The 10283-nt window shown below is 58.5% G+C and carries 11 protein-coding genes; 9 read left to right on the top strand and 2 right to left on the bottom strand.

Going from position 1 to position 10283, the window contains the following annotated elements; translation table 11 throughout:
* Together OCW50_RS32095 and OCW50_RS32100 are read right to left on the bottom strand one after the other, a co-directional pair.
* A partial coding sequence (locus OCW50_RS32095) for a hypothetical protein (protein WP_262300304.1) occupies positions 1-204 on the bottom strand: 204 nt, incomplete at its 3' end.
* Positions 205-246: 42 nt separating this feature from the next.
* Positions 247-996, bottom strand: a complete 750-nt coding sequence (locus OCW50_RS32100; protein WP_262300305.1) for a GntR family transcriptional regulator — start codon at positions 994-996, stop codon at positions 247-249.
* A 323-nt stretch (positions 997-1319) separates the two neighbouring features.
* Between OCW50_RS32100 and OCW50_RS32105 the strand changes: the two genes are divergently transcribed.
* The 9 genes from OCW50_RS32105 to OCW50_RS32145 all read left to right on the top strand — a co-directional run.
* Positions 1320-3248: a TRAP transporter permease gene (locus OCW50_RS32105; protein ID WP_262300306.1), complete on the top strand. Its 1929-nt coding sequence runs from the start codon at positions 1320-1322 to the stop codon at positions 3246-3248.
* Positions 3249-3388: 140 nt separating this feature from the next.
* Positions 3389-3748: a carboxymuconolactone decarboxylase family protein gene (locus OCW50_RS32110; protein ID WP_373371544.1), complete on the top strand. Its 360-nt coding sequence runs from the start codon at positions 3389-3391 to the stop codon at positions 3746-3748.
* Positions 3749-3754: 6 nt separating this feature from the next.
* Positions 3755-4528 (top strand): RraA family protein, encoded by a 774-nt coding sequence (locus OCW50_RS32115; protein WP_262300308.1) that lies wholly within the window; start codon positions 3755-3757, stop codon positions 4526-4528.
* 4 nt (positions 4529-4532) lie between these two features.
* On the top strand, positions 4533-5519 hold the full coding sequence (locus OCW50_RS32120) for a TAXI family TRAP transporter solute-binding subunit (protein ID WP_262300309.1): 987 nt from the start codon (positions 4533-4535) through the stop codon (positions 5517-5519).
* Between the two features lie 184 nt (positions 5520-5703).
* The gene (locus OCW50_RS32125; protein ID WP_262300310.1) at positions 5704-6492 is read left to right on the top strand and encodes a MetQ/NlpA family ABC transporter substrate-binding protein; all 789 of its coding nucleotides are present in this window, start codon (positions 5704-5706) and stop codon (positions 6490-6492) included.
* A gap of 66 nt (positions 6493-6558) precedes the next feature.
* Positions 6559-7095, top strand: a complete 537-nt coding sequence (locus OCW50_RS32130; protein WP_262300311.1) for a carboxymuconolactone decarboxylase family protein — start codon at positions 6559-6561, stop codon at positions 7093-7095.
* Between the two features lie 46 nt (positions 7096-7141).
* Positions 7142-7852: an aspartate/glutamate racemase family protein gene (locus tag OCW50_RS32135; protein WP_262300312.1), complete on the top strand. Its 711-nt coding sequence runs from the start codon at positions 7142-7144 to the stop codon at positions 7850-7852.
* Positions 7853-8073: 221 nt separating this feature from the next.
* Complete coding sequence (locus OCW50_RS32140; protein ID WP_262300313.1) at positions 8074-9207, top strand: NAD(P)/FAD-dependent oxidoreductase; 1134 nt, start codon at positions 8074-8076, stop codon at positions 9205-9207.
* 379 nt (positions 9208-9586) lie between these two features.
* Positions 9587-10283, top strand: a 697-nt coding sequence (locus OCW50_RS32145) for a VOC family protein (protein WP_262300314.1), incomplete at its 3' end; no start/stop codon positions are given.

Below are 10283 nucleotides of genomic sequence, written 5' to 3' on the forward strand. Positions count from 1 at the left end.
ACCGTTCTTCAGGAACGAGCGTCGCACCGCTGGCCGCAAAACACGCGCGGGGCTGGTCCTGGCAGCGATCATTGCGTTAGCAATCGGCGAGGGATCCGGATCACCCTCATACGGGGCAAGCGACACCGGTACGCCTTCCTCAAGCTGAACCCGGTAGGTGCCCCAGTGCGTCGCCAGCGTCGGTTTGTCTGGTGATGGTAGCATCGTCCGTCCTTATTGGAGACTGCCGCCTGCCCTGCCCTCCGGTCAGGCGAGCGAGCGGGCCGGTGTCTCCTGATCCTGGGATAGGCCCGCAGCCTCCAGTGCTGCGATCGCTCGCCTGGCACCGGAGAGATGCTCGACGAGGAGACGCGAGAGCATCGGTCCATCGCGTCGATCGAGGGCGGCTAGAATGGCTTCATGCTGGCTGCTGACGAAGGTCCAGTCCTGTTGCTGCATAATGGCAAGATAGCGGACGCGGTAGAGCCGCAGATTGAGCTGCGCATGCACCTCGATGAGCGAAGCATTACGCGAGGCCTTGATGATGCTGAGATGGAAGGCTTGGTTGGCCCGGAAGTAGCGGAGACGGTCGTTCCGCTCGTAAGCGGCCAGCATTTCGTTCTGCCAGCCGTGGATTGCCGTGATATCGGCTGGTTGTGCCCGCTCGCAGGCCATCTGAGCGCCCAACGCCTCCAGCGAGGAATAAACCCGCAGCAGATCGCGCATCTCCTCGATACTCAGATCGGTGACGACAGCACCGCGGTTAGGAGCAAGGTCGACCAACCGCTCGACCGCGAGGATCTTCAGGGCGTCACGAAGCGGGGTCCGGGAGACGTTGAGTTCTTCTGCAAGCGGCACCTCGCGGATGCGCTCACCCGGTTTCAGAATGTCATGAATGATCAAGTCACGCAGGTGTGCAGCAATTTGCTGCGGCAGCGGCTGGGCCGCAACCGGCACCGACCCTACGTCGAATGATCCAGCACGGGCTATCGGCGATGGGTCCTCATTCCCGATCATTTGCAGCCCCCCTTCTCGTGCTTGGCACCGTTGTGCGTGATCGTGCGCGAGCATTTGGCCCAAGGCTGTCCTTTATGCAGCAGAAAATCACCAGAAATAGGCTTGATTGCATCATTGTGTTCGGCTTATCGTACGAAACGTTCGCCATTTAGAATTTTATTCTCCAAAGCGCCCGCTCTTTGGAATTGACCAGACGAGTATAAGCTGTTTTGATCATTGTATGCAATCGACAATCGCTGCAGGGAATGTTCGAAGGTCAAGTCAACGTACCGGTTTCGGAGACCCAGTTCTGACCTCCGATCCGTTCGCACCGTGAGGGACCGATGATGCGGCAAATCGAGGGAGTGCCTGGAGCGATCCTTGGCCTATGGTCCGTAGGGGCGGTGCTGCTACACCTCTACTTCGCCGGGTACGGCTATCCGGAGCCCTTGGAGTTAGCCGCACTGCACTTGGCGCTCTTCGTGCCGCCGGTCTTCTTTATCTTTCCGGCAAGCCCTGCCTCTCCCAAGGATAGGCCCACTATTCTCGATGGCCTGCTCGCCGTCGGCGCTTTCGTCCCAAACGTCTATATCTATTTCAACCAGGCTGAGATTTATGAGCGTACGAGCTTTATCGATCCGCTGACGCCCATTCAGTATGTTCTCGGCACAGCGATGGTGCTCGCCATTGTCGAAGCGACACGGCGTTCGATCTCCTACACGCTAGCCGGGCTCGTGCTGCTTGTGATCGGCTACATGGCAGTCTGCCACCTTCTGCCAAGCGCTTGGTATTCCCGACCATTGAGTTTTGCTCATATTACAGAGATCAATTTCCTGTCGGTCGGCAGCGGTCTTTACGGCTCCTTGACGGTCATGAGCGCGACCATCGTTGCGTCGTTCCTGATCTTCGGGTCTTTGATGCAGGCCAGTGGCATGAGCCGCCTCTTCGGTAACTTTGGAGCCCTGACAGGCGGACGCTTCACGGGTGGCCCAGCGAAAGTGGCCGTGATCTCTTCCGCCCTCTTCGGGACGATGAGTGGTTCTTCGGTCGCCAATGTCGTCGTGACCGGATCCATGTCGATCCCGCTCATGAAACGCCTTGGTTTCCGGCCGGTCTTTGCCGCGGGCATTGAGGCCGCCTCCAGTGTCGGCGGGCCGCTGATGCCGCCCGTGATGGGTGCCGCAGCCTTCATCATGTCCGAGATGATTGCGGTCCCCTACTCGGCAATCATCATTGCGGCTGCCATGGGGGCGGTTCTGTATTACGTGAACATCCTCACAGCGGTCCACTACGAGTCAAAGAAACTTGGTATCGGCGCCATTCCGAGGCGCGATCTGCCGAGCCTGCGAGATCTCGGGCGCGATGCCCATCTGGTTCTGCCATTGGCGCTCCTCGTGACCTTGATGATGATGCGCTTCTCGCCGTATCTGGCGGCCTTCTGGGCGACGATTGCAACCGTCGCCGTCGCTGCGCTGAGGCGGCACACCCGCATGGGACCGCGCGTCGTGTTCGTGGCACTGCGGGATGGCGGGTACCTTATCTCGATGATTGCGGTCGCGGTCACATCGGCAGGCATCATCACCGCAGCACTGACCAATACTGGTCTCCTGCTCGCCTTCACCGGGATGATCAAGGCAGCGGCCGGTGGATCATTGTTGCTGCTGGCATTGTTGATCGCCGGTACCTGCCTCTTCCTTGGCGTCGGTATTCCAACAACGCCGGCCTATATCATCACAGCTGCGATTGGCGCGCCGCTGATCGCCGAGCATGGGGTGCCGCTGATCGCGATTCACCTTTTCATCTTCTACTTCGCCGTTCTGGCGGACGCCTCGCCGCCTGTGGCTCCGGTTGCGGACGCCGCGGCGACGATCGCAGGATCGCCTCCGATGAAGACGGGCTTCTATGCGTGCCGCTTCGCGCTCGGAGGCTTCGTGACGGGTCTTGCATACATCTACGAGCCCGGCCTTATCTTGAGCGGCTCACTCTTTGACATTGGAGCCACGGCCGCCGCTCTTGCAACCGGGCTCGTTCTGATCTCCGCAGGTCTCGTCGGCTACGCCTGGGGACCTCTTCCGGCGTGGTTGCGCCTCGGTTTCATAACAGCTGGGTGCTTCTGCTCGCTCTGGTATGCCGTTCCCGTCTGGCAACGCGGCGCCGTTGGCGTAGCGCTGGTCGGTGCCATGATCTTGATAAGCCGCTCGATGGCCGCGCGCGAGAGCAATCCCCTGCTTCAGCCGGCGCTGGCCAGCCATCCGGAAGGAGAGGTGCAGTGAATGTCGCTCGATGCACGCACACAGGCGCACCCCCTAAGAGGAGAAGTGCCAACGAACTCGGTGGCGTTCTGCAAGCAATGCGGTGAGGACAGCGATGGGAGAGAGCGATGAGCAGGCCGCAGCCGATTTCCTATGAGGACATGGCACCCGACGCCCAAGCCGTGATCGACGATATCAAGCGGACACGCGACGTGGCCGACGTGAATGACTTCTGGAAGTATCTTGCCCGCGATCCCAAGACCCTGAAGCGGACCTGGGAAAGCATCAAGGAGGTGATGGCGCCAGGTGCTCTCGATCCGTTGGTCAAAGAAATGGTCTATTTAGCTGTCAGCGTCACGAACAACTGCACCTATTGCATCGCCAGCCACAGCGCTGCAGCCCGAAAGGCTGGTATGAGTGACGCGATGTTCGCCGAACTTGTCGCGGTCATCGGCATGGCAAACGAGACCAACCGGCTCGTCACAGCCTACCGCGTTCCTGTCGATCCTGCGTTCGAGTGAGCCGCCATGTCCGAATCCCGCGATCACTCTGCCCTGCCGTCTCCAGCACTCTCGGCCCGCCTTGCGGCCGTCGGCACCCCGACGCTGTCGAGCCAGTTGATCAAGAACGGGATGCGCCGGAGTTTTCTCGCTGGCCCCCGTCGACTGGTTGGAGACCAAGCAATCTGCGGCCCAGCCTTTACCCTGCGCTTCGTACCGGAGCGTGACGACAAAGCCGTGCCCGCGAGCTACGGCTGGCGCGACGCTCTTCCTGCTGCCATCGATGCCGCTCCCGCAGGCAGCATCATTGTCATTGATGCGCGCGGGCATCAGGGCGCAGGCACGGTGGGCGATATCTTCGCGGACCGGCTTCGTATCCAAGGTGTTCAGGGCATCATCAGCGACGGTGTAGTGCGGGATCTCCCTGGCCTGCGGCAGGTTGGCCTTCCTGTTTGGGCGAGTGGCACCGCCTCGCCGCCTTCCATTGGAGGTTTGAGTTTTGCCGGCTGGGGTGAACCGATTGGGTGTGGCGACGCGGCAATTTGGCCAGGGGACCTGATCGTTGCCGATGAGGACGGAGTTCTTGTTGTACCACCCCACCTTGCTGAGGACATCGCCACTGGAGGGGAGAAGCAGAACCGGTTTGAGGCCTGGGTTCAAAGGCGTGTTGCTGCCGGAGCCCAGCTGGTCGGACTGTACCCCGCCGATGCGGCGACCCTTGCCGAGTTCGAAGCTGAAGAGGCCCCGCGTCTCCACCTTCAACCTGATGCCCGTCCCTCTAACCCGCACGAAGGGAGCTAATCCTATGTCGCACCGTCTATTCTCAAGACTGTCACAGCTTGCGCTGCTTGGCGCGATCCTCGCCGCACCGCTTCCGGCCGCAGCTCAAACGAAAAACCTGGAATGGGCCTCCGGCTCGCCTGGCGGTGCTTGGTTCACCCAGACGACGGGGGTCTCGACTCTCGTAATGGAAGCCATACCCGATACCAGCATCCGCGTTGTTCCGGGTGGCGGTAAAGACAATCCGACCCGCATCCAGGCTGGTCTCAGCCAGATTGGTATGGGAATCGATTTCCTGAGTGCTGCAGCCTTCAAGGGTGAGGAACCTTATAAGCAGAAGCACGACAAGCTACGGACCCTCGGCTCAACCGGCGTCGACGTCTACTACATGGTCTATGTACCGGTGGAAGAGAAGCGTTCGCTTGCGGAGATTTTAGCTGACCCGAAACTCACGATCGGCGTCACGGCGCCGGCGACCTCCGAGCACCTGACGCTTCAGCGCGCCCTCGAATTTTACGGAAACTCCTTTGCCAAGATCCGTGAAGCCGGCGGCAAAGTAGTGATCTCGTCCTATGGCGAACTCATCCAAGGGTTCAACGACAATCAGTTCAACGTGCTCTGGACTGCCGGCGAAATTCCGTCCGGGCTTGCTAGCCAGATCGTGGATGGACGCCGCAAGGTGAAGTTTGCTTCATTTCCGGAAGAGTTGCAGAAGAATCTCTCCGAGAAGTACGGCTACAGTCGTGGCGTGATCAAAGCAGGCACCTTCCCGGAGCTCCAGAGCGCCGACGTCTCAGTCAGCTCAATGGGCAATATCTACCTGGTGTCATCCGATCTGCCCGAAGATTTCGTGTACGGGATGACCAAGGCCATCATGTCCAACCGCTCGCGACTGGCGAATATCTACCAAGCAATGGGTCGCTACGATCCGGCCTTGGCTGCGAAGGTTCAGCCCGTCCCACTGCATCCTGGTGCCGAAAAAGCGTTCCGGGAGGCCGGCTTCGTTAAGTAAGGTGAAGGGATACCGGCCGCAAGCGCGCCCGGTATCTCGCGCCCAAGTGTCATAACCACGTTTCCAAGCAAGGTTTAGGGGTAGCCAGCTGCAAGGCTTGATCGCGAATATCTCGCTTCCGAGTTTAAGCGATCGTGACCCATTGATCCTGACGCTTACGTTCAACCACTAAGAGAATGGCTCGATGAAATTCAGTAACCTTCGCACCGCCACTGCAGCAATTATGATTGGTTTGAGCAGTCTTTGCTATGCGTCCGATGCGGCCCTTCGCGTTGGAGCATCTCCAGGTCCTTTTGCTGATTTCTTGAAGGAAGCTGCCAAGAAAGCCAATGCGGAAGGCTTCAAAGTCGAAGTGACCGAATTCACTGAACCGACTCAGATCAACGAGGCCACCCAGGCGGGTGATATCGACGTCAGCAACTTCCAGCATGTGCCCTACATGCAGAGGCAGAACGAGTCACGAGGCTACAAGATCTCTGCCATCAAACCTGCTTATGTCGCGCCCGGCGGCATCTACTCGGCGAAGTACAAGTCGCTTGCCGAAATCCCGAATGGCGCAAAAATCGGCATTCCGAACGATCCGGCAAACGAGTCTCGCGCCTTGGCTCTCCTTCAGAAGGCAGGCTTGATCAAGCTCAAGGATCCTGCCTCGATCAGCGCCAGCGTTCGTGACGTCGCTGAGAATCCAAAGAACCTTGATATCATCCTGCTTGACGAGATCATGCTGCCCCGGTCGTTAAGCGATCTCGGAGCCGCGTTTGTAACCCTCAACAAGGGCGTCTTGGCGGGGCTCGATCCGAAGAACGCCATTATGCTCGAAGACAAGACGTCTCCGTGGGCGATCGTCTGGAGCGCACGCAATGACAAAGTCGATGATCCTCAAATCAAGCGGTTCATCGCTGTTTTCGAATCTGAGCCGATCAAAAACTACATTGTTCAGCGCTTCAATGGCACCGTCATTCCCGCATGGTAGCAGGACACCTCATCAGTTCCAGAACTGATCAAACACATCGAGACACTTGATACACATGAGGTTACAATGAGCAGGGTTAGTGCTGTCGAGCGTGGTCGCGGGAGTTCTGAGCAGGATGCGGCATATGACGACGAGGTCGCTCGCGTCGGCCAAGTCACGAATATGAAAAAGGCGATCCTGCACTCCCTTCCGGCTTATCGGACGTACAAAGGCTTCTACGAACTGCAGAAAGCTGCGAAAGATCTTGTTGGGGTTCGGGCCTTCAATGTCTTCGCGTATGCCATTTCGACCGGTTCCGACTGCGTCCTGTGCGCCACCTTCTTCCGCCGACTGTTGAAAGAGGCGGGGATTGAGCCCCGGGACTTCAACCCGACCGAGATCGAGGCCATCCTTCTCAAGGTTGGACAAGCGATCGGAGAACGGCGTGGGAAGCTCTCCGACGACATCTGGCAGGAACTCAGACGGCACTTTGATGAAACTGGGGTCGTCACGCTGATTGGCTTTGCCGGAACGATGGTCGCCACGAACATCTTCAACTCGGTCCTCGAGGTCGACTTGGATGACTACCTTGAACCGTTCGTGGTGGAGCTGGAGCCCGCTTAACGTGTTCCAGCCCCTGGGTGGCATCATGTTTGTAATTGGATAGCACATGCGTAAAAAGACATATTATGGCGTCACCATCGGTATCCTGATGGTCAACACGAGTTTCCAACGCTACCTTGGCGACATCGGCAATGCCGAGACATGGGACTTTCCGGTCCAGTACAAGATTGTTCAGGACGCTGTCCCTACAGGCATGACGGACCTTCACAATGTGAGCTTGCTTGAGCCGTTCAAGAGAGCCGCGCAGGAGCTGATCGACGCCGGAGTCGACGGGATCACCACGACATGTGGGTTCCTATCGATCTACCAGCGCGAACTGGCAGACTTTTGCTCTGTTCCGGTAGCGACCAGCAGTCTCCTCCAAGTCCCGATGGTTCAGCAATTGATCCCGACGGGCAAGCGCGTGGGCGTGATGACATACAACGGCGAAGTTCTGAATGGGCGATACTTCGATGCGGTTGGCATTCCGCACGACACGCCCGTCGCGGGTATGCCCCAGAGCTCGGATTTTGTCCGGTGGATCAAGCATGGTGACACCAGCGTGCCCTATGAGAATCTCAGGTCTGAAGTTCTGGAGGTCGCCAAACGCTTCGTGTCAGATCATCCCGAGATCGGAGCACTCGTGTTGGAATGCACGAATCTGTCTCCCTTCTCGGCCGATATCAGCGAAGCCGTTGGGCTTCCCGTCTACGATACCGTCTCGCTGGTAAACTGGTTCCATGCGGGCCTCAGACCGCGTCGGTACGCGAGATTCTAAGGGGTATCTTCTGGATACGCCAGGAAGGAGGATCACGCGATGCATCAATGGGTACATGCTCATCTGCGCTGGATCCTCCAGATAGTTCTGCGGGCACAGTGGGAAACGAGGCTGAACAGTACCGATCTTCAAACGCGCCGGTACTTTCGGTAAGCCCTGAAGCCGGTGAGTAATAACCGTCACTGCCACGTTGGCATCAACTGATTAGGAAGGAAGGTCCTGTGTCCCGACAGTCATTCATCGTCATCGGTGCAGGAGTGGTTGGGGCCTCGATCGCGTTCCGGCTTGCACAAGGTGGAGCAAAAGTCACCGTGATCGAGGCTGGGGATATTGGCGGGGGGACATCCTCAACCAGTTTCGCTTGGGTCAATGCTCACGATAAGAGCCCACGCGTGTATCATGACCTCAACGTCGCCGGGATGGGCGCCCATAGGCGCTTGGCCGAAGAACTCGACGGAGATTGGTACCATGAATCCGGCTGCCTGGAGTGGCGCGAGGCGGGCGACCAGGAAGCGCATGTCACCAATGTCGAGCGTCTTCAGGGCTGGGGCTACAAGGCACGCTGGATCTCAGCCGATCAGGCACTGAGCCTCGCACCATTTATCGACGCCGGCACAATAGGCGAGGCTCCCGTAGCGTTTTTCCCTGAAGAGGGATGGGTCGACACAGCTTCGTATGTGCGTGGCTTGCTGGCGGCAGCCTCGGCGCTTGGTACAACGGTGGTAACCAGAACAAGGGTGTCTGGTGTCGAGTGGGCCGGCAAGAAGGTTGTGGGCGTCAGGACAGAGACAGGCACCTCCTATCGGGCTGACACCGTTGTCAATTGTATGGGCCGGTGGGCTGACGATCCTGTCCTTCCGGAAGAACTTCGTGTTCCGATGAATCCCAGCTATGGCTTGCTCGTGTATGTGCAGGCCCCGGGTATACACCTAAACCGAGTGCTGTTCACACCGCGTTGCCACATCAGGCCCGACACGTCAGGTAGGCTTCTAATCTGCAAGAATGATGCAATCCACGCGCTTGGCCCCAACTCCATCGTTGGTCCAGCAATGCCGGAGGCCAATGCTCTCATTCAAGAGGCGAGCCACGTTATTCCGGCGCTGACTTCCATGAAGGCCAGCGAAGTCAAACTTGGGATACGAGCCATTCCGGCGGACGGACTGCCAGCAGTCGGGCCTACTTCGGAAATCGACGGATACTACATTTCAGTCATGCACAGTGGGGTCACTCTCGCGCCGGTGATAGGCTCCATGGCTGCAGCAGAGTTGCTCGAAGGGCGCCCGGATGAGGCACTCGCGCCGTTCCGGCCCGATCGTCTGGTGCCTCGGCAGAACCGGTCGATCCATGCACAATGATCTCCGAGTAGCAGAATGTGAAGCGAAGCCTAGATCGATCGTTGATCTCAGGTCATACGACGCCGCTTGCATCAGCTTGCAATGCGCACAACTGACTCTCTTGAATGAACTCATTAGACAGGAGGTTCGAAGGATCTATCCGACGATGAATTCAGCAGTTGTGTAAGATCGATGTCTCGTACAGGTCAGCCTCGGCCTCTCTCCAGAGCGCATTGGACAGCTATGCAGACGTGCTGGATCTGTTGGCAAGGCCTGTTTGGAGCAGCAGGTGGCGCCTCTCCCAGCCTTACTTGGGGCCACGATCGTGGTGGCGGATGCCATTGGATCAAGTTGGAGAAAGTTCAGACAGCCAATGGCTGAGCACCGAAGGGCATTAACAATGCAGCAGATCATACCGACGCTCGACCATGTGGTTATCAACGTGCTCGATCAGCTCGATTCGGCGGCTGATCTGTACCGACGTCTGGGGTTTCAACTCACCGAGCGGGGGCACCACACGTTAGGATCGAGCAATCATCTCGCAATCTTCGGCGAGAACTACCTCGAGCTGCTCGGGCATGAACCGGGGCGGCAGACTGAGCGTGCGGATCTGTGGAAGCATCCGTCGGGCCTGACAGGGCTGGTGTTCAAGACAACAGAGTCTTTGGCTCTTCATTCCACGCTTGCCGACAAAGGAGTGTCTGTCGAGAACCCGGCCGAGTTCTCGCGTCCCGTCGCCCTTCCGGGCGGCACCCGGGATGCGGCGTTTCGGGTTGTGAGGCTTGGGTCACAGCTGATCCCGAACGGCCGCGTATTCTTCTGCCATCATTTCACACCGGAGCTCGTCTGGCGTGACGAATGGCGCCAGCATCCCAATGGTGTCGTCGATATCATCGAGTTCACAATCGTGGCCGATGATCCATCGGAGACAGCCGACCTCTATCGGGCGATCTTTGGGTCTGAAGCGGTGACCGAGGTCTCCGGTGGTCACGCCCTGCAGGCGGGCAAGGCAACGGTTCATTTTCTCAGCCCTGCCGAGGTCGACAGGCGCTTTGCCGGCGCGGCAGTGACCACCACAAGTCAGGGTGATCGCATGG

This window comes from Microvirga sesbaniae (assembly GCF_025460805.1).
In the GTDB taxonomy this organism is placed as follows: domain Bacteria; phylum Pseudomonadota; class Alphaproteobacteria; order Rhizobiales; family Beijerinckiaceae; genus Microvirga; species Microvirga sesbaniae.